This is a genomic window from Kosakonia pseudosacchari, assembly GCF_015167415.1.
GTDB classification, from domain to species: Bacteria; Pseudomonadota; Gammaproteobacteria; order Enterobacterales; family Enterobacteriaceae; genus Kosakonia; species Kosakonia pseudosacchari.
This window is the reverse complement of record NZ_CP063425.1, coordinates 622,279-645,428: the sequence shown is the minus strand read 5'-3', so window position 1 is coordinate 645,428 and position 23,150 is coordinate 622,279. Positions and strand designations below refer to the sequence as shown.

Below are 23,150 nucleotides of genomic sequence, written 5' to 3'. Positions count from 1 at the left end.
AGCCAGGTGACATCAGGGCATCAAAAGCGATAAGAGAGGCTGCCGACGATGCTGCGTTCCGCACCGAAATAGCAGTAAGAGAGCGAGTTACACGCCGCGACATAGCGTTTGTCGGTCAGGTTGTTGACATTCACTTGCGCGCTCAACCCTTTCAGACCCACATTACTCAGGTCATAACCCACCGCCAGATCGACCAGCGTGTAAGACGGCAGCGTGTGCGTGTTCTGGCGATCGGAGGTGATGCCATTGACATAGCGCACGCCAGAACCGACAGTCAGCCCGTTCAGCGCCCCCTCTTTCACGTCGTAACTGAGCCATGCACTGGCCTGATTACGTGGCGCGTACACCGCGCGTTTACCCTGCTCCTGCGCACTGCTTTTTTTGTAGCGAATGTCGTTGTAGGTGTAAGCCGCCTGCAAACGCAGGTTGTCCATCAGTTGCCCCACCGCTTCCAGTTCCACGCCTTCAGATTCGATCTCACCGATAGAACGGTAGGGATCGGTCGGCTCCACTTTGGTGGCGATGTTCTCCTGATTGATGCGATACACCGACGCGCTGTACAGGGTTTGCGAGCCTTCCGGCTGGTATTTCAGCCCTGTTTCCCACTGTTTGCCTTTCATCGGTTGCAGGATCTTGCCGTACTCGTCGGTAAAGCTGGTCGGCGTGAAGGCGGTCGAGTAGCTGACATACGGCGCAAAACCGCTATCAAACAGGTACATCAGCGCCGCGCGGCTGCTGAAGTGGTTCTTATCCAGCGTATCGCGGGTGTCGTTGATCTTATTGACGTTGGTGATCTTCACCTGATCGTGACGACCGCCGAGCGTCAGACGCCATCTGTCGAGGGACATCTGATCCTGGGCGTAGATCCCGGTCTGCTCAAGTTTGTGTTTTTCACGGCTATAAACGCTGATCGACAGCGGATCGGCGCCATAAACCGGGTGGAAAGCGTCGATCGCCGGGAAGCTGCCGTACGACGCGGTGACATTATTGCTGCGACGCTGATAATCCACGCCAAACAGCAAGCGATGGTTGATCACGCCGGTATCAATGCTGCCATCGATCTGGTTATCCAGCGTCACCGCCGAGAGCGATTCATCCGAGCCGGAGTAACCCCGGTTCAACTCGGTGTCGTTCAGCCAGCCCGAAGCATACACCTGGTTAAGATCAACGGTAGTATGCAGGTAGCGCAATTTCTGGCGCACCGACCAGCCGCTGTCAAAGGCGTGTTCAACGTTGTAGCCGACCATATTTTCGCGGCGATCGTATTTGTCGTAATCATCTTCGCCTTCAAAGAAGGTGCTGGAGATTTTCTTGCCCGCGTGCGGCACCACGGTGCCTTCATACGGCAAACCGGAGTGGCTGCCGCCTTCCGGATCGCGATGCAGGTACGCCATCAGCTCCAGGCGCGTGTGATCGGTAATGCGCCAGGTCAGGCTCGGCGCGATGGCGTAACGCTGCTCTTTCAGGTGGTCAAACTGCGAATCCGCATAGCGCGTCATACCGGTTAAACGCACCGCCACGCGGTCGTTGTCATCCACCGGGCCGGTGACATCAAACGCCGCGCCGCGCTGGTTATTATTTCCGGCGAACAGCTTCACTTCACCGCCAGGATCAAACGAGGGTTTGCGCGAATTCAGCGCCACAATGCCGCCCGGCGATGAACGTCCATACAATACGGATGCCGGGCCGCGCACCACTTCTACGCTATCCAGGAACCACGGATCGATAACCAGCGAGCTGTGCGAGTTGGTGTCGCCCATCATTTTCAGCCCGTCGAGATAGACGTTATCCAGGCTGCCGTCAGAAAAACCGCGCAGCACGATATAGTCAAAACGGTTCGATGCGCCAATCTGGTTGCTGTAAACACCCGGTGTGTAACTCACCGCCTGGCGCACGCTGATGGCGCCCTGCTCTTCATACTGCTGGCGGGTAACAATCGATACCGCCTGCGGCGTTTCGATATCCGGCGTCTCCAGTTTGGTCGCGCCGCTTTGCATTTGTGAAGTCACTACCACGGTATCGTTGCCAGAGGTAGTCTCTTGTGCCAGCACCGTTACGCTCATCCCGCCGGTTATGCAGCCAATCATCAGCGCCAGTCGCGTTTTTGCGAACATGAAAATCTCCAGAAGCCGTTATTATTGTAAATAAGAATTATTACCCTTTTGAATTCGCCAATAGCTATGCGCAGTGATGATTCACGTATGCGCAATGATAAAACCGCGCCCGCAACAGCAAAACTGGTCTACACAGGGGAAAATCAGGACGCGCGGATTTCGCTGGGAGCCATACCGTAGCGGCGGCGAAACGCGGTGGAAAAATTGGTGGCGTGCTGGTAACCGGACATCCACGCGGCTTGCTGTACGCTGTAGCCCTCTGCCAGATAGCGACGCGCCAGTTCAAGACGGCAATCGCGCAGGTAATCAAACACCGAGTGGCCGTACGCCTGGCGGAACTTCACGCGCAGGCTGCTGGCGCTCATCGCCGCCAGTTGCGCCAGTGCCGCCAGGGTGTACTCTTTTTCGGGGTGCTGCTCCAGCAAACGGCGTACGTTTTCCAGCCGCTGCTGTGCGCCACACGGGGCTGTGCGGCGGCTCTCCTGTCCTTGCAAGCGCTGCGACAGCGCGTTGCCCAGCAGTTGCAACATCACCCCTTCCAGCATCAACTGGCGAGAGAGCGCAGGCAGCGAGGCTTGCTGGGTTTGCTGTAAACCAGACAGTAAAAAGCCCGGCACCTGCCATAAAAAGGTCGGTGCGCCGTGCGCTTCCCACTGCTGTAAAAGTGCGCTGAGGAGCGGCGATTGCCAGCAGCTTGCCGGATCGACGCCAAGCGATAACGTGCGCAGATGGCAATCCGCCAGATGGCTGGCGTTCATCACCTGGTGTTCGCTCAGGCGCGAGGTAAACGCCATGCCGGAGCGCACAACAAACGCTTCGCCGTTGAGGCGCAGCATCACACTGCCTTCCAGCACCACCAGCATATAGAGCGGGCAACTGTGCAGCGAGGTGGTTTCATAAGGTTGCAGAACGCGAATATCAGAACGGGTAAGGTTGATACCCGAAGAGAGCGTCATCTCTTCAACATCGCCCTGGATCACAATGCGCTGCGCTTTGCTGAAAAGACCGGTTGCCAGCGACGGGAAGCGGTAATCAATCCCATAACGCTCGCCAAAACCGATAAAGTCTTCAATTGAAAAGTGTCTTTTTTGCATAGACGGCAGCCATCGCTATCTGTCGAACCCTCACCCGCGCGGGCGAAACGGCCTACACCTTATCATTCGCCCTGATACGCTTCAATAATATTGAGAACTATTCTCAACACACTGATTACGGCGTGTTAGCCCCGTCGGCGTTTCCCAGCACACCGAGGATTTGCTGGCGCAACCATTTATGTCCGGGATCGCGGTGCAGCCGTTCATGCCAGAGCATCAGCATGTCAAATCCTGCCAGCTCAACAGGCGGATCAACCACCTGCAGTGTTCCAGTGGTGGCGACAAGCCGCTCCGGCAGCACAGCGACCAAATCGGTGCGCGCCAGCGCATCCAGCATAAACAGGAAATGCGGCACCGAAAGCACCACATTGCGCGTCAATCCGCGAGCCGCCAGCGCGTCGTCTGTTGCCGCCTGAAAACCGCCGCCCTCCGGTGAGACAATCACATGCTCCAGCTGGCAAAACTGTTTGAGCGACGGGCGGCGTTTAAGCGCCGGATGGCCTAAACGGCCGGCCAGCACATAGCGCTCAGTGAACAATAACCGCTGGTGCAGCGACGCCGGTGCGCCTTCGCGCAAATGGAAGAACAGATCGATATCGCCCTGCTCGGCCTGGCGCTTAATCTGGCCGGGGTTAAGCTCAAACACCGCGAGGCGGCTGGCGGGCGCGTCGCGACGCAACGTGCTAAGCAGCGGCAGCAGTACCGCCGATTCGGTGTAATCTGTCGCCGCAACCCGCCAGGTAACACTGGCGCGGGCGGGATCAAACGCGTTGACTGGCGACACTGCGCGCTCCAGCGCTTCCAGCGCCTGGCGTAACGGTTCACGTAGTTCGTCTGCCCGTACGGTCGGCTGCATACCGCGCGGGCCGGGCAACAGCAACGGATCATCAAAGATCTCGCGCAGCCGCGCCAGTTGCACACTCACCGAAGGCTGAGAAAGATTCAGCCGCTGCGCCGCGCGCGTGACATTGTGCTCACGGAGCAGTACATCCAGCGTCAGCAGCAGGTTCAGATCCAGGCGGTTGAGATTAATCATGACTATACCTGTGATATCAGTAATTAATTTCTACTATATCCGCGCGTCGCCTACCCTGCAGCTTCAATCTTATTGCCGGGAGTTGTTATGAATGTATTGATTGTTTATGCCCATCCGCAGCCGCATTCGTTGAATGGCGCGCTGAAAGCGTTCGCCGTGCAGCACCTTGAAAAAGCAGGCCACCATGTCGAGGTTTCCGACCTGTACGCCATGCAATGGAAAGCGCAGCTCGACGCGAACGACAGCCTTGATGCGCCTGTTGGCGATGTTTTCAACCCGTCGGCAGATTCGAAACACGCCTTCGGGCAGGGCCGACAAGCTGCGGATATCGCTGCCGAACAGGCCAAACTGCTGTGGGCCGACGCGGTAATATTCCAGTTTCCTCTGTGGTGGTTTTCCATGCCCGCCATCATGAAAGGCTGGTTCGATCGCGTTTACGCCTGCGGTTTCGCCTACGGTGTGGGCGAACACAGCGACACACACTGGGGCGATCGCTACGGCGAAGGCAGCCTGGCCGGTAAGCGCGCCATGCTGCTGGTCACCGCCGGTGGTTGGGAATCGCACTACAGCCCGCGCGGTATCAACGGCTCTATCGACGACATTCTGTTTCCGATCCAGCACGGCATGTTGTTTTACCCGGGTTTTGAGGTGCTGCCGCCGCTGGTGATTTATCGCACCAGTCGCGTTGATGACGCGCGATTCGCCGCGCACCGTGAAGAGCTGGCACAGCGGCTGGATACGTTATGGCAGACGCCGCCGCTGCCGTTTCGCCAGCAAAACGGCGGGGATTACACCATACCGGCGTTAACACTGCGTCCGGAGATTGCGCCGGGCGAAAGTGGGCTGGCCATTCATCAGCAAAGAAAAGAATAAACGCATAAAAATAACCGGCGTCGATAAATGATGCCGGTTTATTCTATTTGCACTCCCTCACCATGCCTTCAAATTAATATCAACTCTCTTCGCTATTATTTTCTGGCGCATTTCTCCATTGTTTTTCATTATTTCTTCACAATAGCGAGTTTTGTAAACTCAAATAATTTGCGCAGAAAATGATTAATCGGAAAATATAAACTCGTTTAATCTATTTGAGAGTTGAGAACGATCACTCTCAAAAATCAGTCAATCGAGGGCTACCGATGCCGCCGAAAACCACGCAGGAACAATGTCATCAGCAGCGTAAAGATGAGATTATCGCCGCCGCCCGTCGGCGTTTTCGCGTGAGTGGCTTTCACGCCGCCAGCATGTCGCAAATCGCCCTCGAAGCCCAGTTGAGCGTCGGGCAGATCTACCGCTATTTCAGCAGCAAAGGCGCCATTATTGAGGAGATTGTTCGCCGAATCATCGACTACCGCATCGCCGAAATGGAAAACAAAGCCGAAACCACGCACCTGCCGGAGGTGCTGGCCTGGCGGCAAACGCTCAGCCCGGATGACGACGCGTTAATGCTGGAGATGTCTGCCGAAGCGACGCGCAATCCACACATTCAGGCAATGATGGTCGAAGCCGATGCCCGCATGTTTAACAATGCCTGCAACCATATGCAGAGCCGACATCCGTAGTTAAGCGCCGAACAGGTGCGCTGCTGCGTTGAGCTGCTGGCAGGCCTGATGGAAGGCGCGACATTACGCCGTTTAACCCCGCAAAAATGCGACCCGACGCAGTTAAAAAAGTTTTATCAGGAAATCATCACGATGATATTTCTGCCAAATAAATAACCCGACAAATATAAACCCTCGCTTATTTCCAGCCCTTCTGAAATAAATGCCAACTCGCCTGCTTATTCTCCTGTTTTAAAAACGGGCAGGCTTCGCGCATGCCAGGAAAATAGTCATGAAGTTAATAACCACAACATTGATGGCCGCCCTCGCGTGGTTTGATGCGATAACGCCACACCACCTGCACAACGTCCAACTCAGGAAGTCGGCGTCGTCATACTGAAAAACCAGCCGCTCGCCGCTGACATCTATGCAGTAGCATTCTGTTCACTAAATAGTCATTTGCGCGCCATCCTATTGCAGCATTTTTTTCACAGACTCTCTGGCTTTCGAAACCCGTAAATTTGTTTTCAGGCATTTATGAAAAAATACTGGCTTCCCTGGCTGATTCTGTCGCCGTCACTGCTGTTCCTGGCGCTGTTTACCTACTTTCCGCTATTTCGCTCAGTGTACGACAGCCTGTTCGACACCCGCATGGCAACCCAGGATGCGCCGTATGTCGGACTGGGAAATTTCACCCGCCTGCTGGATGACAGCGTGTTCTGGCAATCGTTGTTCAATAACCTGGTTTATCTGCTGCTGACGGTGATCCCGGGCGTCACGCTGGCGCTGCTGCTGGCGGTGGCATTATGGGAAAACCACCGCGTCAACCGCTGGCTGCGCACCGCCTTTTTCTTTCCGATGATTATCCCGATGGTCAGTGCCGCCGCACTGTGGCTGTTTATCTTTATGCCCGGCATGGGGATGCTCGACCACTATCTGGCGCAACTCTTTGGCCCGATGAACAACAACTGGCTGGGCCGCAGCAACAGCGCGCTGTTTGCGCTGGCGCTGATTGGCGTATGGAAATTTGCTGGCTATTACATGCTGTTTTTTCTTGCTGGCTTGCAGGGCATTCCTGCGTCCACGCGTGAAGCGGCAGTAATGGAAGGCGCGAGCACCACGCAGGTGTTCTTCAAGGTAACGCTGCCGCTGCTGCGCCCGACCATCAGCTTTGTCGTTACTACGGCACTGATTTACTCCATTACCCAGATCGACCACGTGGCGGTGATGACGCGCGGCGGGCCGGACAACGCCACCACCGTGCTGCTCTATTACATCCAAAACCTCGCCTGGGATACCCACGATCTGGGTAAAGCTTCCGCCGCCACCTTTCTGACGCTGGTCGGGCTGTTCGTCTTCTCGCTGGTCAACCTGAAACTACTGGAAAGAGGAGCGCATTATGAGCGTTGAAATCACGCCTGCCATCAGCCGCAGCACGTCTGTAGCACGCCCGTTGTGGCTGCGCCTGCGCCACTCCCGCCCGGTGACGATTGCGGTACTGATGGTTTGCCTGGCGCTGCTGTGGGTGAGCCCGTTTATCTGGATGCTGTCGTCTGCGTTCAGCGCTACCACCTTTGGTGAAGACATGGCGTCGATTCTGCCGCGCTTCCCGCTGACGCTGGATAATTTTCGCGACGCATGGGACAGCGCCAACTGGCTGAGCCTCTACGCCAACACGCTGATTTTCGCCTTCGGCACCTTCTTCGTTCAACTGTTCACTATCACTACTGCCGGTTACGTCTTTGCCTGCCACGAATTTCGCGGCAAGAAAACGCTGTTCATCCTGTTTCTGGTGCAACTGATGATCATGCCGGTAGTGATGATGATCCCCAACATGCTGACGCTGAAAACCTTCGGCCTGCTCAACACCCTGACCGGCGTAATGATGCCCTACTTCACCTCGGCGTTCGGCGTGTTCCTGATGCGTCAGGCGTTTCTCGCGATCCCGAAAGAGATCGAAGAAGCGGCGCTGATGGAGGGCTGCCGTTGGTGGCAGGTGCTGTTTCGCGTGATGTTACCGATGTCGTGGCCGTCGGTGCTGGCCTTCGCCACCGTCAGCATTACCTACCACTGGAACGAGTATTTATGGCCATTAATGATGCTCAACGATCCTGACAAGCAGGTGCTGACGGTCGGCCTGGTGTCATTCGCCATGGGCGCGGAGTCCGGCGGCCAGTGGGGAATGATCAGCGCCGGGACGCTGATGGTCTGCCTGCCGCTGATGGTCGCGTTTATCGCTTTTCAAAAGCAGTTTCTCCGGAGCTTTGGCTTTTCCGGGATTAAATAAGGAGTTGAGTGATGTTTTTAGCGCAAATTTCAGATACCCATTTCCGCAGCCAGAACGAGAAGCTGTACGGTTTTATTGATATCAACGCCGGGAATGCCGATGTGGTGTGCCAGCTTAACGCCCTGCGTGAGCGCCCGGATGCGGTGGTGGTCAGCGGCGATATTGTTAACTGTGGTCGTCCGGAAGAGTACCGCGTGGCGCGCCAGATCTTAGGCAGCCTCGACTACCCGCTGTTTGTTATTCCTGGCAACCACGACGACAAAGCCCATTTTCTCGAATACCTGCATCCGCTGTGCCCGCATCTGGGTAACGATCCGCAGAACATGCGCTACGCGATTGATGATTTCGCTACCCGCCTGCTGTTCATTGATTCCAGCCTTGCCGGGGAGTCAAAAGGCTGGCTGACCAACGACACGCTGAGCTGGCTGGAAGCACAGCTCAGCAATAGCAAAGACAAACCGACCGCAATCTTTATGCACCACCCGCCGCTGCCGCTCGGTAACGCGCAGATGGATCGCATCGCCTGCGAAAATGGTCATCTGTTGCTGAAACTGGTGGAGCGCTTCCCGGCGCTGACGCGCATTTTCTGCGGCCACAACCACAGCCTGACCATGACCCAGTATCGCCAGGCGACGATTGCCACCATCCCGGCGACAGTGCACCAGGTGCCGTACTGCCACGAAGATACTCGCCCGTATTACGACATGTCGCCGCCGTCGTGCCTGATGCACCGCCAGATTGGCGAACAGTGGGTGAGCTACCTGCATCCGCTGTCGCATTACGCTGGCCCGTGGTTATACAACGAGAGCATCAGTTGCCCGGTGGATGAGCGTTAACACCATGTTAAGACTGCAAAACATAAGCAAACAGTTCGATGGCAAACCGGCGCTCAACGCGCTGTCGCTGGATATCCACGACGGGGAATTCGTGGTGCTGGTTGGCCCTTCCGGCTGCGGTAAAAGCACGTTGCTAAGGTTGATTGCCGGGCTGGAAAGCGTCAGCGACGGCGCGATCCTGCTCGATAACGACGACATCACTACGCGTTCACCGCGCGAGCGCAATTTCGCGATGATCTTCCAGAACTACGCGCTGTTTCCGCACCTTTCCGTGCGCGACAACATCACCTTCGGCATGAAAGTGCGCCACGAAGAGAAAGCGACCTGGCAGCCGCGTCTGGAGCGCGTGGCGCAGATGTTGCAGCTCGACACGCTGCTGGAGAGAAAACCGGCAAAACTCTCCGGCGGCCAGCGCCAGCGTGTGGCGATGGCGCGCGCGATTGTGCGTAACCCGAAGCTGTTTTTAATGGACGAACCGCTCTCTAACCTTGATGCGCGCCTTCGCACCGAAGTGCGCGACAGCATTATGGCGATGCACCAGCAGCTCAAAACCAGCACCATTTATGTCACGCACGATCAGACCGAAGCCATGTCGATGGCCGATCGCATTGTGGTGATGAATGGCGGTCACGTGCAGCAGGTTGGTCGCCCGGAGCACCTTTATGCGCACCCGGCGAACCTGTTTGTCGCCGGGTTTATTGGCTCTCCGGCAATGAATCTGCTCGCGTTGCCGTGCGCTAATGGCAACGTGCTGCTGGATGAGCAACGTCTGCCGTTACCGCCTCACGCGCGCGATGCCGCCGATGTGTGGCTGGGCATTCGCCCGGAACACATTACCGATACGCCGGAAGCGGGCCAGTTGGTGCTGCCCGCCACGGTGATTCAGCGGGAACTGATGGGCGCGGATTACCAGCTTCACGTCAGCACACCCATCGGCAACCTGCGTTATATCCGCCATCACAGAGGCGATGTGCCCAATAAAGGGGACACACTCCGCGTCGGTTTTTCACCCCTTGATAGCCATCTTTTTGATGCGCAAACCTTGCTTAACTTACACCAGGAGAAAGACCATGTATAAGCCTCTGCCAAAGACGCTGCGAGTGCTTACTTACGCCATAACCTTTGCCATCAGCGGCACGGCGATGGCGCAGGAGAAGATTGATTTCATGTTTCCGGCCCCGGTGGACGGCAAACTGACGATGGAGATGACGCGCGTCATCAAAGCGTTTAATGATTCGCAAAAAGAGGTGGAAGTGCGCGGGATTTTCACCGGCAATTACGACACCACCAAAATGAAAGCCGAATCCGCGCAGAAAGCGGGTCAGCCCCCTGCGCTGGTGATCATGTCTGCCAACTTCACCACCGATCTGGCGCTGAAAGATGAAATTCTGCCGATGGACGAGTTGTTCAAATATGGCGACAAAAAAGCGGGCGATTTCCTGCAAGCTGCCTTCTGGCCTGCGATGCGCAAAAACGCGCAGGTGATGGGCGTAACCTACGCCATCCCGTTCCACAACTCGACGCCGATTCTTTACTACAACAAAACGATGTTCGACCAGGCGGGCATCAAACAGCCGCCGCAAAACTGGAAAGAACTGCTCGACGACGCGAAAAAACTCACCGATCAGAGCAAAGGCCAGTGGGGCATTATGCTGCCATCGACTAACGACGATTACGGCGGCTGGATTTTCTCCTCGCTGGTGCGCGCCAACGGTGGCAACTACTTCAATGAAAACTATCCCGGCGAAGTCTATTACAACGCACCGACCACCATTGGCGCGCTGCGCTTCTGGCAGGATCTGATCTACAAAGACAAAGTGATGCCCTCCGGCGTGCTGAACTCTAAGCAGATCAGCGCCGCGTTTTTCTCCGGCAAGCTGGGCATGGCAATGCTGAGCACCGGCGCGCTGGGCTTTATGCGTGAGAACACCAAAGATTTCGAGCTGGGCGTGGCGATGATGCCCGCGCAGGAGCAGCGCGCCGTGCCGATTGGCGGCGCCAGCCTGGTGAGCTTTAAGGGCATCAACGATGCGCAGAAAAAAGCGGCTTATCAGTTCCTGACGTACCTCGTCAGCCCGGAAGTGAACGGCGCCTGGAGCCGCTTTACCGGCTACTTCTCACCGCTGAAGGCTTCTTATGACACCGCCGAGATGAAAGAGTACCTGAAACAGGATCCGCGCGCGGCGATTGCGCTGGAACAGCTGAAATACGCCCATCCGTGGTATTCGACGTATGAGACGGTCGCGGTGCGTAAAGCGATGGAAAACCAGCTCGCGGCGGTGGTGAACGACGAGAAAGTTACGCCACAAGCCGCCGCTGAAGCCGCGCAGAAAGAAGCCGATGCATTGATGAAACCGTACGTTGAAAAAACGGCGCTGCAAGCCGTGAAATAAGCCATTCAGCCCCGCAAGGATGCGGGGCAGTTCTCCTTTTTCGCCATGATTTTCTCTGCTTTTTCAGTATTATTTGAGCGCCAGTCAACAGGCTTAACGCATTTGTGCGACAGGTTGATCGCAATGGAAGAGGTATTCAATGGGCTTTAGCGATAAGGGAGTTATTCAGCAATGATTGATGAAAAAGCAGCGATTGAATCCGCGAAAGCTTACGCGTTAAAAAATTTCATCAACTGCTGGGACTATGATATTCACCTTGCGGCGCTTGTAGAGCTCAACGGTGTTCAGTATTGGGAAATTAATACCAACCTGGCGTCACCGCCTGGCACGCCATTCTATGAGCAGATCTTGCCCTCGCCGATTCGGTATTACGTCAATGCACACACCGGGGAGTGCGCCGGGTATAAAACCCATCGGGATAACCAGATTGACCAGTGCAATCGGTGATAAGTACTGAGCAAGCCCCAGTAAGTATTTACTTACACGCCAGCGCTTGAAAATGCTATAACGGCTGGCGTTTTCACCTCACTCTTCCCGCGAAAGGATCTTCGCCAGATACCCCTCTAACTGGTGGCGCTGCAAATAGTTGGTCACGTCGCGTTCCCAGCCTTTGCCATCGCCCAGCACCGCGCGGCTGTGCGTCGGGGCGTAAAGATAACGGGTGTCATACAGGTTCAGCAGCGACTGGTTCATTGCATCAATATTGGCCCCGGTTTTTTTGCACTTCTCCTGCTGGATAGCCAGTGAGCGCAACACCCGTTCCCGCGTCTCTTCGTCGGGGGTATAACTCCGTTCAGTCAGTTCACTGAGCACCAGGAACTGCGGTTGAATACTCTCTGCCAGCGCGGCCTGCAAACGATCGTGACCGTCGAGGATCACGAACGACGCCAGCCCGGCGATAAACCACACCAGAATCGGCGGCAACTCGCCCTCGCGGCATTTCTTGCGCCACCACTTCACACGTCCGCTTGCCGGGTCCACCGGGTAACGCGCCAGCAGCAGATGGCCATTCCACCACCAGTCGACAAACGTCACCTTTTCCGGGTTTTGCAGGTCGGGGAAATCCTCGCTCCACAGCGACCAGTTAACGCTGATTTGCGCGCTGCTGGCCGGCGTGTGAAAACGCCACTGCTCAAACGGTAGCGGTTTATTGAGGACATATGGCGCAGTCGGTTTGACCTGCTCCATTGGGCGCAGCAACCAGCGGCGCGGTGCCAGCAGCGGCGTTGGCGCCTCCATCAACTGGCGGGCAAAATAACGACACCAGTGGCTTATCCAGTTCGCGTCGCCTGCGCGTTTAGCGCTTTCCACCTCTGCCGAGGTGATTGCCGGCAACAGCAATTCCTGACAAGGATGTTCCGCGTTGAACACCAGCCAGACGCCGGAGTGATCTTTCAGCATGGTGGCCCAGAACAGCGTCTGGCCGTTAACCTGCAACGCCATGCGCCCGTTGTGCCCGCTGAGCATTTCCATCGCCTGGCCGTCGCCTTCGCGCACCATCAGTTCCAGCCCCTGCCAGCTCTCATTACGATCGCGAAGATCCTTCCACCAGTAATCTGTCATGCCATCCTCCCTGCGAAATGAACGAAAAGTGTAAAACAACATGCCGCCCACAATAACCACGAAAATAATGCGTCTTTATGAGCAGATGAACAGTTTCCCGCCAGCCGTTTCTGTATGTTTATTACTCAACCCACTGACAAGGAGCACACCATGTCTCACGCCGAACTTCACTGCCACTCCTGCGGAATGCCGCTATCCGCACCGGAAGCGCGTGGCCCCAACGATAAATATTGCGTCTGGTGTACCGACAGCGAAGGCCAGTTGAAATCCTGGGAAGAGGCCGTTTCCGGCCTGGCGCAGTACCTGGATTCCTGGCAGCACGTCGGTAACGAAGAAGCGCGTAAACGCGCCGTTCGCTACCTGACGTCGATGCCCGCCTGGGCTGACAGAGCCTGATCCAGCCAGGAAGTCGTTACTTTGCCGGGTCTTTTGCCCCGGCAAATTCCGCCGGATACGGATCGACTGGTTTAAGGGCAGCCTGCGGTTTACGCAGCGCCGCCTGCCAGCCACCGGTTTCGTCGTTGAGATTGATATCCCGGCTGAACTGCTCAAAGTCGCAGGCATCAAGCTTCGCTTCAAAGTTACGTTTGTGCTGGATAAAGGCGGCGAGCTGATCCTGATCCAGCGACTGTGCAAGGTAAGGATAGTGAATGCGCAGCTCAGTCGTGCCCTGCTCTTTCAGTAACTGATTAACGCGGCCAAACAGCCGATCGACACGCCCTACGCGCTGTTCGTTGTCGCCAGGTGTCCAGGCAATCCCGTAGTGATGCACCTGGTTGCACTGCAAATGCAGGTTCACCCCTTCCTGGAACACAGATGTTGCCACCAGCACATTGGGATAAAAGGGGCTGTTGAACCCGAGGATCAAACGTTGCCGGTTATCGGTTTGCCCACTGGCGTACCACGCCGGACTTGAGAGGTTGGTCAGTTCCCGCCACGGTGTTTTCCAGTCAGCCAGCGGGTGATCGGTGATTTTTTCACACATCGCCCCGAAGGTTTCAATGCCATTGATGAAATAGCGCAGCAGTAACGATCCCGGCAATTTATCAGCAATGCTGGCGGTAAAATCTCGGTAGCGCTTTTGCACGTCCGCCGTACTGTTCTGGCGGCTAAAGCGGATAAACCAGCAGTAGAGTTCAATCATCACCGGGCTGGCAAAGATGTAGCCCGTTTTCAGGTAGTTGGCGAGGTTTTCCACAATCGCCGGGTTGCTTGCCTGCCAGTCTCGAAGTTGCTGCTGGCAGTGCGCAGGCAGCAGCGGAAACATCATCCCCCAGGCCGTTTGCAGTGGCTGCTCATAACGGTTTTCCTGCATCGTTTCGCGACGCGCCAGGCCCGGCGCAGCAGGCCACGTTTGCAGGCGGGCGTCACGCGCCGCATCGCCAAAGTTATCGCGCTGGCGATCGGTGAGCCGGTAATAGGTGGCATATTGCGCGCAGCGATAATCCGCCGCAGGCTCCAGAAACAGCGAGAACAGGCTTTCGGCCCGGCGAAAACGCTGGCTGACGTTAGTGCAATCGGTTCGCTTCTCACCCGTTTTTTTCACCACAAACAGATCGGCGATTTTCGATGACAGCTTTAGTTCATTTTGCTTGCGCTCGTTGATCTCCTCATCGTCATCACTCCCGGCGTCGTCATCCTGGAACGCTGACGCCTCTTGCAACACGTGCGCCGTCTGGGTTAAGCGGTTGAAATATTTACGTGACCAGCCGCTTTTGCGCCACGCTTTTAGCGTCTCCTCCGGGGATTCAACGCCCCAGGCAGCAATAATTTCCTGCGCCATTAGCTCGTCATATTCGGCGTTGATGCGCTGGGTAATTTCTCGCACCGATGGAATACGGCGCACGAACACCAGGTGTTTATCGCGATACAGCGGGCGTGATGCAGTAAACAACTGTTCAGGCACGCACTGCCTGACCAGCGCGCCATATTTCGGGTGATCCGGAAAGCGGTTATAAATGCGCTGAAACTCCTCCGTCAGCTCCACCAGCAAACGGGAGTCCGGTGCCTGATGAAAGGTATCTTTTGCCATATCGTCCGAATTCTCTTCACCGCTTTCGCTGTCCTCTTTGGCCACAATACCGGTCGATTCAAACCCTTCGAGATAGCCATACTGGAACTGGCGGCGCTCACCTTTTGCGCCCAGCGTCTTGACCAGTTCGCGCTGGTAAAGGGCGAAAAAGAGCTCTGCATCCGGGTTGTCGGTAAAATCCGCCGCCGTCGCCTGCTCATGGCGGTAGTTATATTTATTGTTGGTCACGCCTTTTCCCTGCATCTGTCGCAGGCGGCGAATGGCAAAAGTTTTTAACAGCGTTTTGGCATCACCATCGGGGCTAATCGCCTCGGGATCGACGAAGTAACGTAAGATATCGGCGACATTGCGCGATGAAGAGTGATTCGGCGTCGCAGTGAGTAATAACGTTCGTTGTCCTAAGCGGTTTTTCTCCTCGCCAAAAAAGCGCTTCGCCGCCGCCGCGCGCTGGGATTTGCCATCGCGATTACGGAAGTAGTGCGCCTCATCAATGATGATGAGATCAAACCCTTGCTCGCCCAGCATCGCTTTGATTTGCGCATGGATTTTCCCCGCTTCATGCGCCGCGCATGCTTGCGTATTGCTGCTATTTTTCTCCTCCGCCGGCACCAGTCCGCTGAGCGAGTGAATCGTGGTCAGGTAAAAATTCCCCTGTGATTCATGGATATCCTGCGCAAGCTCGTTCAGCCGGGTGAAAATGCGCGCTTCATGCACGGGTTCCCTGTTGGCGTTACAAATCTGCGGATTTTTAGCGCGATAGTGATGCTGCAAAAAGGTTTTGTATTCCCGTTTCCAGTGCAGGCAAATGTCTTTATTAGGCGCGAGGATAAGGATTTTCGCGTCAGGCTTTTTATGCCAGAGCTGGAGCGCCACGCCAATCGCCTGGTAGGTTTTGCCCATCCCTACTTCATCGGCCAGCAGCGCCAGCCGGCGTTTTGCCAGAATATTCCACAGCCCGGCGACACCTTCGGCCTGACGCGCGGCCATTGACGATTCCTGCGCATCGTATTGCCAGTCGTCTTGCGACGCGTCAAAACTCATCATTTTCGCCACGGCCTGCGGGGTAATGGCTTTCCAGTTATCAGGCTTCATATCCACACCTTTGCTTTATCGCATCGAGGTACTGCTGGCGCTGTTTTCCTTTCACCGGTAAGGGCGGAATGTCGATGACAAGCTTCGGCCACCAGTGGGCGGCGAGGCGCTTTTTGCGGTAGCGTTTTTTCGCCAGCAGACAGAGGCTTTGCACCTCGTTGGCCATAAACCAGCCAAACAACGTTCCCGGTTGCGCGGCGAGATTTTCGCGCACTTTCTCCACCAGCTCGAGCAAACAGCCAGGGCAGGTGAACAGCCAGTAGTGCAACGAGGCGTCATCGTTCAGGGTTTCGAGTTGCTCACGACGTTTTTCCAGCGCGTAGAAAAGACGGAAATAGCTGGTGGCGCTGGTCTGTACCGGCGGTTTTTCCTCTGGCGGCGCATCCTCTGCGGAATCGCCATCGCACAGCGTTTCCCGCAGTTGCACCGCATCGTTAGCCTGCGGATCGACATCACTGATATAGCTGTTCAGAAGATCGTGCAGCGAGTCAAACCCGTTCACCCGGCGAAACGCCTGCCCCACTTCGTGAATGATGCCTTGCCAGTCCGCCTCGCCGGGGCGGATGACGGTGTAAAAGTGCTGGGTTAATACATCATCCGGCTGCTCGGCCACGAGATCGCGCAGTACAATCAACGACTTACCGCGCCAGCCCAGCGGAATCGCCTGCGCGATACCCGGCAAGCGAAGGGCATACTGCGCGGTAGATTTGCCGTCAAACCATTCGCCGGATACGCTGTATTTTCCCGAACGCCAGTCAAATTGCACCTGTAAATCAAAGGGTAATTGCTCGGGAACGTGCAAGCTCTCTGCTTCCAGCAACCCGGCGCTGGCGAAATCGAACGCCTTTTCAGCCAGTACATCACCGACGATGTTTGTTTTCGGCGAGACGCGATGCACAATGCCCGCTTCGATGTTCCGGTGCGCCTCGTCTGTGCTGTCTACGTTGAGGCTGCTGCAGCCCGGCGCGGTAAAATTCCACGAGCCGATCGCCAGTGTTGCTGAGCTTTTCCCCGTCGCCAGCCAGACTTTGGCGTGGGTGAGTTCTGAGCGCTCGTCACGCGCGATCGGGTTTTCGCAAAGAAGTAGCCGTTTCGACGCTCGTAATGCCTCAACGTTTTCGCCGCCTGGCGTGCGCAAAAACCGCCCGCGCGCCAGATCGGGCACCAGCTCGACACTCAGCGCCGGGTTACCAAACGCATGCGATAAAGAGTCAATAAAACCCGCTAAATCAGCGGCCAGATAGGGCGACCAGACAGAGAGCTTTTTAATGGTGTCGCCGTTCGCCAGCGCTTTCAGCAGCGTTTTACCGGAAAGGGAATGAATAAAATCCCAGTCAGGATCGTCATGGGAAAATTTCCGCCGCACCGGGAACACGTCGTCAACATCCATGTCCGGGTCGACCTGCGTAAAAAAGGACTTAATCTGCTGATACTGCTTGTTGGTGCTGACGCGGCGAAAATCTACCGCTTCCTGGTTGCGCCCCCAGCCGCTGAGCGTCAGGTTCGCGCTGCCCGCGCCGAGGATCATGTTGCCGTGCACATCTTCGAGATAAATCACTTTGGGGTGAAAAAGGCTATTTTGGGCATCCAGATGCGGGGCAATTTGCCGCACGGAAACCGGCAGAATGGCGATCGATGTGCGCTTGTGCTGCTCCTGGGTTATCAGCCGTTTATCGCAATAGACGCGGAAATCGATTTTTTTGCGGGTGAGGTCAAATTGCAGGCGTTCAAACTCGCTGCGGTTTTTCGGTGGCTCTTCCATCCCCAGCACCGCAGGCAGCAGGTGCGTTTCGATAAAACCAATATTGATATTAAAACTGGTCAGCCAGACCCGTTTTATCTCGCCAAGCGTGGCCAGTTGCGCTTTAAATTCGCTGATGAGCTTCATTGTTCGACTCCCCACAATCCTTGCAGCATATGGCGGAACTGCGGGATGTAATAATCGTTAACCCAGCCGTCATTCTGGCGATCGTCGTGCAGAGCGCGTACGGGAACCTGCAATGTCAGCGTTTCGCCAGTAAGTGTTATCCACGGTAACTGGCCGCGGCTTTGCATCACATACTCATGGTATTTCAGTAATTCAACAGCTTGCGTGGCAACGGAGGGCGCTTGTGCGACATTCAACAAACGTGCAAGGCGGCTATGCGCCGTGCCGGAAAGCGCGGGCAGCAGTGTTTTATCGTTTATCACCTGCTCAGCACGTTTCGGTAGCGTGCGATCGTCCAGCCCGCGCTGCGCCCAGAACTGGCGAATCTCCTCCAGCGTCTGTTTTTTACGCTGTAACATCCCACTAAAAAGCAGATCAATCGCCGCCAGTAACGGCTCAACATGCACAATGTGACGCAGAAGTTGGCGGTCGGCTTGGTTATGGCTAAGACGCAACGCCTGCTGGAAAATCGCCGCCGCAGGTAGCTTTTCCGACGCTTGTTCAAGGGCGTCATACAGCGCGCCGGAAGCGCCTTCGCGTAAACGGCTCATCGCCAGCCAGAAATCTTTGGCGTAACTGCCAACATATTCCGACGAGCGAAACGCCTGCACATACGCTCGGGTGATTTTCTTATCGATATCGGCAAAGCGCAGCGTGAGCCCTTGCTGGAGCCGCACGCCAAGCTGCGTTTTCAGGCAGTCACATAACCGGCGAAAAAGCGTTTTTAGCTGCGGTGTTTGCAAAATAAATTGTCCGGCCTGTTGCCATGCGGATATGCCTTCTGCCAACTGATAATGATATTTTTGATCGAAGAAATGCATATTCATCATCGGCGTTTTATAGCGCCCGTTGGTGCCGAGAAATAATTGTTGGGTCAGCAACTGGCTATCCGCTCCGTGGCCGAAAATAAGCCGCGGGTTATTATCGAATTTCGCAAATTTGTCGCGGGCTTTAACGATGCCCAGCACGCCGGTGGTAACAACACCCTTTTTGCTCTGGCTATCACACATCGACAAGGTGTAAATATTCTCCAGGAAAATCAAACAGGCGTGCGTCAGTTTTACATCGTTTTTGCCGCTGTAGATTTTTTGTAATGCGTCGCCGAGCCGCGTTTTGTCATCACTGAGGACGCTACGAATAACATAATGGTGGAGCAGATTGAGTGTGTAGTGACGAACATCATTGGCGACTGAACTAATACGGTTGCGAAAAATCTGCTGCCCGAAAGAGGACCAGACAATCAATTGACCAAGCGGGTCGATATTCAGTTCACCGCTGAGCGATTCGTCATATTCCGTAATAAAACGCTGAAGATTCATTAAAATTTTATTTAAGGAAAAACAAGCGGTTATTATCCTCTTTTTACCAGTCCCATGACATCCTCATCTTTGGTACTTTACAGGCAGTCAGGCGATCCTCTGCGTCTGACACTGTTTTTTTGAAAATTTAATCTTTTTAAAATCAATCAGTAAAACGCTATCGCGCATTAACCTTATAAATTTAGCTTGCAATCAAATAGCGCACTACTTAAATTGCACTCCACAGCCGGACACAACGGCACTTAACACAACCAACTAAATAGCACGCGATACAATCGCAAGGGAGATAAGATGTCACGTTCATTACTGATTGCCATGAGTTTAGTTGCCTCCAGCGTTTCCACCGCCTGGGCCGCCGATGCGCCAACACCGACAGCGGGTGTGGCGAAATTTCTTTCCGTGCTGAACAGCAGCGGCGGTAAACCGATTGAACAACTTTCCCCACAGGATGCCCGCCAGGTGCTGATTGGCGCACAACAAGGCGCGAAACTGCCACCGGCTGATGTCTCGGAGAAAACCATCACCGTTAACGGCCAGCCGCTGAAACTGACTATCGTTAAACCACAAGGCGCAACCGGAACATTGCCGGTGTTTATGTTCTTCCACGGCGGTGGCTGGGTGCTGGGCGACTATCCAACTCATGAACGTTTGGTTCGCGATCTGGTGAATGAGTCCGGCGCGGCGGCGGTGTTTGTCAATTACACGCCATCGCCGGAAGCGCACTTCCCGGTAGCGATTAATCAGGCGTATGAAGCGACCCGCTGGGTTGCCGAGCACGGCAAAGAGATTGGCGTCGATGGTTCACGCCTGGCGCTGGCCGGTAACAGCGTAGGCGGCAATATGGTCGCCGCCGTCGCCTTGCAGGCCAAAGAACACCATACACCCGCGATTCGTTACCAGGTGATGTTCTGGCCGGTTACCGACGCGCGCTTTGAAACTGGCTCCTATAACCAGTTCTCTAACGGCTATTTCCTCAGTAAAAACATGATGAAATGGTTCTGGGACAACTACACCACCAAAGAGAGCGACCGCCGCAATATCCTCGCTTCCCCGCTGGAAGCCAGCAGCGCGCAGTTGAAAGGCCTGCCGCCGACGCTGATTCAGACCGCTGAGCTGGACGTGCTGCGTGATGAAGGTGAAGCGTTTGGTCGTAATCTGGATGCCGCTGGCGTGCCGGTGACGGTCACCCGCTATAACGGCATGATCCACGACTACGGTCTGCTGAACGCCCTCAGTGAAGAGCCAACCGTGCGCACCGCGTTATCACAGGCCGCACACGAACTGCGCACCCACCTGCAATAAGCCCCACGAACCCACCCTACGCGGTGGGTTCTTTTATTTTGGCCGGGTTCGCCTCGTCATACGCCGCCTGCGCGGCCAGCACCGCATCCATATTGTGCTCCACCCAGTGCGCCAGCACGGAGACCGTTTCCGTCAGCGTGCGGCCCAGTGGCGTCAGGCTGTACTCCACCGACACCGGCACGGTGTAAAACACCTGGCGGGCGATAATGCCGTCACGCTCAAGTTTGCGCAGCGTCTGGGTTAACACCTTTTGGGTGATCATGCGGATATCCCGTTTCAGGCCGTTAAAGCGCATCGGGCCATTTTCCAGCCGCGCCAGCACCAGCAGCGCCCATTTATCCGCCAGACGTGCCAGCATATCGCGCGTCGGACAGCGGTTATCGTAGATATCGTAAGGAATGGACGGCTTAATCATAACGACAAACTCTCGTAGTAGGTTTCCTTGAGGAAACGTAGTGCCCTTGGGGTGCCTTCTTCCGCAACCGGAACCGGATGTGTATAACTCAAAGCCTAAGTTTCTATTTGATACTAAGGTGCCAGAAATGGCAAAAGTTCTCCTGCGCAAGAGTAAGGAATAAAAGGATGATTACCCGGCTGAACAATGCGTTTCTCAGGCTCACCACGCACCCGGAATTTGGCAAGCTGCTGTTGCGTCTGACATTTGGTGTGTTGATGCTGTTCCACGGCGTAGCCAAAGTGCAACATGGCATCGGCTGGATTTCCGGCATGCTGGTGGCGCAGGGCTTGCCGGGCTTTATTGCTTACGGCGTATTCATTGGCGAAATCATTACGCCAGTGCTGATTATTATCGGTCTGTTTACTCGTCAGGCGGCGTTTATTTACGCCTTCAATATTCTGGTCGCCACATTACTGGTCGGCACGGGGAAATTCTTTACCCTGACCAATGTTGGCGCATGGGGTCTGGAAAGCGAGGCGCTCTATTTCCTGGGTGGTTTAAGCATTATGTTTTTGGGCGCGGGGAAATACACCCTGTTTGCTGGCAAAGAAAAATGATGGCGATCGTGCAAATTGGTTTGCACGACATCTCTCTTCAATAGGGGAAAATTATGTCTACTGTTGTGATCTATTATTCCGGCTACGGCCACACCAAAGCAGTGGCGGAGAAAGTGGCCGAAGGCGCCAACGCACAGCTTATCGTCATTGATAATAACGGCGATATTCAGGAGAGCGACTGGCAATTGCTGAATGACGCAAAAGCGATCATTTTCGGCGCACCAACCTATATGGGCGGCGTGCCGTGGCAGTTTAAAAAATTCGCCGACGCCAGTTCAAAAGCATGGTTCACCCGCGCCTGGCAGGACAAAGTTTTCGCCGGTTTTAGCAACAGCGCCAGCCTGAACGGCGACAAACAAGTATCGCTGCAATACCTGCAAACGCTGGCCTCACAGCATGGCGGCATCTGGGTAAGCCTGGGCTTACTGCCCGCGAATACACTGGCCGCGACGCGCCAGGACATCAACAACCTCGGCGGCTCCGTTGGCCTGCTGGTGCAGTCTCCGTCCGATGCAGGCGCAGACCAGATCGCCTCCGGCGATCTGGATACCGCAGTGAAATTCGGCCAACGCGTTGCGGATATCGCGCGCCGGTTTAACTGAGTTTTCCGGTAATTCAATAACAGAAAGCCAGGGAAACCTGGCTTTTTTGTGAGTGCTTACAGCATCTCTTTAGCGTTCTGCCGGAATGCTCACGGTAGCAAACGCCTCCTGCACCCACTGTTTAAACTGCTGCACATCTTGTCGCTGCGCTTTCTCGCGGCTGGTCACAAAATAATAATTCCCGCCGGGTAAGTTGCCCGGCAACGCGATACGCAGCAGCTTTTGAGCCAGCGCGTTCTGGATCAGCAACTCGCTGGCGAGCAGCACGCCCTGCCCGGCTATCGCCGCCTGAATCGCGTGCGTCTCATCGTCAAAACGAATGCCAGATTGCACCGGTAAACCCGCCGGGCCAAACGCCGCTTGCCAGTGCTGCCAGTCCGGTTCCGGCGTTGGTACATGGCGGTTTTCGATATGGAACAGCGTTAAACCCACCAGATCTTGCGGACGCTTCAGCACCAGTTGCGGGCTGGCGACCAGCACAAAGCGATCGCGATACAGCAACGTGTTATCCAGCGTCTCATCGGCCTGCATGCTGTAACGGATCGCGCAATCTGCCATTGCGCCACGCACATCTACCAGATCGGTGCTGCTGTGCAAACGCAGCTCCAGTTCAGGATGGCGTTGATGCAGCGAAGGAAGGCGCGGCACCAGCCAGTTGGTCAGGAAGTTGGAGGTAGTGCTTAGCGTCAACGCCTCCGGCTGACTGGCATTGTCGATGGCGTCAACCGCTTCGCGCAGCGTGGCAAACATATTCCCCGATGCACGAAACAGGATCTCTCCGGCTGCCGTTAAGGTGACTGCGCGCGCCGAACGGTTAAAAAGCCGCTGATTCAGAGACGCCTCCAGCACGCGGATCTGATGGCTAATTGCCGTTGGCGTTACGCCAATCTCTTCCGCCGCCGCTTTAAAACTGGCATGGCGGGCAACGGCATCAAAAGCGCGAATAGCGGAAAGCGGCGGTAAACGGCGTGTGCGCATGACTGAATTTAACTCATCTT

General features: G+C 55.5%; 20 protein-coding genes and 1 pseudogene. 12 read left to right on the top strand and 9 right to left on the bottom strand.

The window, feature by feature from the left end; genetic code table 11:
* Window positions 1-20 precede the first annotated feature (20 nt).
* The 3 genes from foxA to IP581_RS02940 form a co-directional block, all read right to left on the bottom strand.
* Window positions 21-2,114: a ferrioxamine B receptor FoxA gene (foxA, locus tag IP581_RS02950; RefSeq protein WP_193821721.1), complete on the bottom strand. Its 2,094-nt coding sequence runs from the start codon at window positions 2,112-2,114 to the stop codon at window positions 21-23.
* Window positions 2,115-2,257: 143 nt separating this feature from the next.
* Complete coding sequence (locus tag IP581_RS02945) at window positions 2,258-3,208, bottom strand: AraC family transcriptional regulator (protein ID WP_097401149.1); 951 nt, start codon at window positions 3,206-3,208, stop codon at window positions 2,258-2,260.
* A 115-nt stretch (window positions 3,209-3,323) separates the two neighbouring features.
* The gene (locus IP581_RS02940; RefSeq protein WP_193821720.1) at window positions 3,324-4,244 is read right to left on the bottom strand and encodes a LysR family transcriptional regulator; all 921 of its coding nucleotides are present in this window, start codon (window positions 4,242-4,244) and stop codon (window positions 3,324-3,326) included.
* Between the two features lie 87 nt (window positions 4,245-4,331).
* Here IP581_RS02940 and IP581_RS02935 point away from each other — a divergent pair, with 87 nt between their 5' ends.
* From IP581_RS02935 to IP581_RS02900, 8 genes and pseudogenes are all read left to right on the top strand, one after another.
* Window positions 4,332-5,117: an NAD(P)H-dependent oxidoreductase gene (locus IP581_RS02935; protein WP_193821719.1), complete on the top strand. Its 786-nt coding sequence runs from the start codon at window positions 4,332-4,334 to the stop codon at window positions 5,115-5,117.
* Between the two features lie 266 nt (window positions 5,118-5,383).
* A pseudogene (locus IP581_RS02930) lies at window positions 5,384-5,962 on the top strand (TetR/AcrR family transcriptional regulator).
* 360 nt (window positions 5,963-6,322) lie between these two features.
* Window positions 6,323-7,195, top strand: coding sequence for a carbohydrate ABC transporter permease (locus IP581_RS02925; RefSeq protein WP_086870270.1), 873 nt, complete (start codon window positions 6,323-6,325; stop codon window positions 7,193-7,195).
* Window positions 7,185-8,072: a carbohydrate ABC transporter permease gene (locus IP581_RS02920; protein WP_086870268.1), complete on the top strand. Its 888-nt coding sequence runs from the start codon at window positions 7,185-7,187 to the stop codon at window positions 8,070-8,072. The genes IP581_RS02925 and IP581_RS02920 overlap by 11 nt, the downstream gene beginning before the upstream one ends.
* An 11-nt stretch (window positions 8,073-8,083) precedes the next feature.
* Window positions 8,084-8,908 carry a phosphodiesterase gene (locus IP581_RS02915; protein WP_086870267.1) on the top strand — a complete coding sequence of 275 codons (825 nt, stop codon included), beginning with the start codon at window positions 8,084-8,086 and terminating at the stop codon, window positions 8,906-8,908.
* Between the two features lie 4 nt (window positions 8,909-8,912).
* Complete coding sequence (locus tag IP581_RS02910; protein ID WP_193821718.1) at window positions 8,913-9,986, top strand: ABC transporter ATP-binding protein; 1,074 nt, start codon at window positions 8,913-8,915, stop codon at window positions 9,984-9,986.
* On the top strand, window positions 9,979-11,301 hold the full coding sequence (locus IP581_RS02905; RefSeq protein WP_193821717.1) for an ABC transporter substrate-binding protein: 1,323 nt from the start codon (window positions 9,979-9,981) through the stop codon (window positions 11,299-11,301). The genes IP581_RS02910 and IP581_RS02905 overlap by 8 nt, the downstream gene beginning before the upstream one ends.
* Before the next feature lie 171 nt (window positions 11,302-11,472).
* The gene (locus IP581_RS02900) at window positions 11,473-11,748 is read left to right on the top strand and encodes a hypothetical protein (RefSeq protein WP_193821716.1); all 276 of its coding nucleotides are present in this window, start codon (window positions 11,473-11,475) and stop codon (window positions 11,746-11,748) included.
* A gap of 78 nt (window positions 11,749-11,826) precedes the next feature.
* On the opposite strand, the gene IP581_RS02895 is transcribed toward IP581_RS02900, so the two are convergent.
* A complete protein-coding gene (locus IP581_RS02895; protein ID WP_193821715.1) occupies window positions 11,827-12,864 on the bottom strand; it encodes a hypothetical protein in 1,038 nt (345 codons plus the stop codon).
* A 150-nt stretch (window positions 12,865-13,014) separates the two neighbouring features.
* Here IP581_RS02895 and IP581_RS02890 point away from each other — a divergent pair, with 150 nt between their 5' ends.
* A complete protein-coding gene (locus tag IP581_RS02890; protein ID WP_193821714.1) occupies window positions 13,015-13,260 on the top strand; it encodes a zinc ribbon domain-containing protein in 246 nt (81 codons plus the stop codon).
* A 16-nt stretch (window positions 13,261-13,276) separates the two neighbouring features.
* Here IP581_RS02890 and IP581_RS02885 read toward each other — a convergent pair whose 3' ends face one another.
* From IP581_RS02885 to IP581_RS02875, 3 genes are read right to left on the bottom strand one after another with little or no spacing between them, the layout of a single operon-like run.
* Entirely contained in the window at window positions 13,277-15,988 is a 2,712-nt protein-coding gene (locus IP581_RS02885) for a DEAD/DEAH box helicase (protein ID WP_193821713.1), read from the bottom strand.
* Entirely contained in the window at window positions 15,978-17,876 is a 1,899-nt protein-coding gene (locus tag IP581_RS02880; protein WP_193821712.1) for a phospholipase D-like domain-containing protein, read from the bottom strand. The genes IP581_RS02885 and IP581_RS02880 overlap by 11 nt, the downstream gene beginning before the upstream one ends.
* Window positions 17,873-19,234: a hypothetical protein gene (locus IP581_RS02875; RefSeq protein WP_193821711.1), complete on the bottom strand. Its 1,362-nt coding sequence runs from the start codon at window positions 19,232-19,234 to the stop codon at window positions 17,873-17,875. The genes IP581_RS02880 and IP581_RS02875 overlap by 4 nt, the downstream gene beginning before the upstream one ends.
* A 291-nt stretch (window positions 19,235-19,525) precedes the next feature.
* Here IP581_RS02875 and IP581_RS02870 point away from each other — a divergent pair, with 291 nt between their 5' ends.
* Window positions 19,526-20,536, top strand: coding sequence for an alpha/beta hydrolase (locus IP581_RS02870; protein ID WP_097401128.1), 1,011 nt, complete (start codon window positions 19,526-19,528; stop codon window positions 20,534-20,536).
* A gap of 16 nt (window positions 20,537-20,552) precedes the next feature.
* Here the strand turns inward: IP581_RS02870 and IP581_RS02865 are convergent, their stop codons facing one another.
* Window positions 20,553-20,951: a winged helix-turn-helix transcriptional regulator gene (locus IP581_RS02865; protein WP_020456379.1), complete on the bottom strand. Its 399-nt coding sequence runs from the start codon at window positions 20,949-20,951 to the stop codon at window positions 20,553-20,555.
* Between the two features lie 167 nt (window positions 20,952-21,118).
* Between IP581_RS02865 and IP581_RS02860 the strand changes: the two genes are divergently transcribed.
* Together IP581_RS02860 and IP581_RS02855 are read left to right on the top strand one after the other, a co-directional pair.
* Window positions 21,119-21,550 carry a DoxX family protein gene (locus tag IP581_RS02860; RefSeq protein ID WP_086870248.1) on the top strand — a complete coding sequence of 144 codons (432 nt, stop codon included), beginning with the start codon at window positions 21,119-21,121 and terminating at the stop codon, window positions 21,548-21,550.
* Window positions 21,551-21,603: 53 nt separating this feature from the next.
* Window positions 21,604-22,152, top strand: a complete 549-nt coding sequence (locus tag IP581_RS02855; protein WP_017457750.1) for a flavodoxin family protein — start codon at window positions 21,604-21,606, stop codon at window positions 22,150-22,152.
* Window positions 22,153-22,221: 69 nt separating this feature from the next.
* On the opposite strand, the gene IP581_RS02850 is transcribed toward IP581_RS02855, so the two are convergent.
* Entirely contained in the window at window positions 22,222-23,130 is a 909-nt protein-coding gene (locus IP581_RS02850) for a LysR substrate-binding domain-containing protein (protein WP_193821710.1), read from the bottom strand.
* Window positions 23,131-23,150 lie beyond the last annotated feature (20 nt).

Coding starts and splice junctions, on each gene's coding strand:
- IP581_RS02875 (WP_193821711.1), bottom strand. CDS start 19,234: ATGAATCTTCAGCGTTTTATTACGGAATATGACGAATCGCTCAGCGGT.
- IP581_RS02870 (WP_097401128.1), top strand. CDS start 19,526: ATGTCACGTTCATTACTGATTGCCATGAGTTTAGTTGCCTCCAGCGTT.
- IP581_RS02895 (WP_193821715.1), bottom strand. CDS start 12,864: ATGACAGATTACTGGTGGAAGGATCTTCGCGATCGTAATGAGAGCTGG.
- IP581_RS02945 (WP_097401149.1), bottom strand. CDS start 3,208: ATGCAAAAAAGACACTTTTCAATTGAAGACTTTATCGGTTTTGGCGAG.
- IP581_RS02890 (WP_193821714.1), top strand. CDS start 13,015: ATGTCTCACGCCGAACTTCACTGCCACTCCTGCGGAATGCCGCTATCC.
- IP581_RS02940 (WP_193821720.1), bottom strand. CDS start 4,244: ATGATTAATCTCAACCGCCTGGATCTGAACCTGCTGCTGACGCTGGAT.
- IP581_RS02910 (WP_193821718.1), top strand. CDS start 8,913: ATGTTAAGACTGCAAAACATAAGCAAACAGTTCGATGGCAAACCGGCG.
- IP581_RS02920 (WP_086870268.1), top strand. CDS start 7,185: ATGAGCGTTGAAATCACGCCTGCCATCAGCCGCAGCACGTCTGTAGCA.
- IP581_RS02865 (WP_020456379.1), bottom strand. CDS start 20,951: ATGATTAAGCCGTCCATTCCTTACGATATCTACGATAACCGCTGTCCG.
- IP581_RS02885 (WP_193821713.1), bottom strand. CDS start 15,988: ATGAAGCCTGATAACTGGAAAGCCATTACCCCGCAGGCCGTGGCGAAA.
- IP581_RS02850 (WP_193821710.1), bottom strand. CDS start 23,130: ATGCGCACACGCCGTTTACCGCCGCTTTCCGCTATTCGCGCTTTTGAT.
- IP581_RS02935 (WP_193821719.1), top strand. CDS start 4,332: ATGAATGTATTGATTGTTTATGCCCATCCGCAGCCGCATTCGTTGAAT.
- IP581_RS02905 (WP_193821717.1), top strand. CDS start 9,979: ATGTATAAGCCTCTGCCAAAGACGCTGCGAGTGCTTACTTACGCCATA.
- IP581_RS02880 (WP_193821712.1), bottom strand. CDS start 17,876: ATGAAGCTCATCAGCGAATTTAAAGCGCAACTGGCCACGCTTGGCGAG.
- IP581_RS02855 (WP_017457750.1), top strand. CDS start 21,604: ATGTCTACTGTTGTGATCTATTATTCCGGCTACGGCCACACCAAAGCA.
- IP581_RS02915 (WP_086870267.1), top strand. CDS start 8,084: ATGTTTTTAGCGCAAATTTCAGATACCCATTTCCGCAGCCAGAACGAG.
- IP581_RS02925 (WP_086870270.1), top strand. CDS start 6,323: ATGAAAAAATACTGGCTTCCCTGGCTGATTCTGTCGCCGTCACTGCTG.
- foxA (WP_193821721.1), bottom strand. CDS start 2,114: ATGTTCGCAAAAACGCGACTGGCGCTGATGATTGGCTGCATAACCGGC.
- IP581_RS02900 (WP_193821716.1), top strand. CDS start 11,473: ATGATTGATGAAAAAGCAGCGATTGAATCCGCGAAAGCTTACGCGTTA.
- IP581_RS02860 (WP_086870248.1), top strand. CDS start 21,119: ATGATTACCCGGCTGAACAATGCGTTTCTCAGGCTCACCACGCACCCG.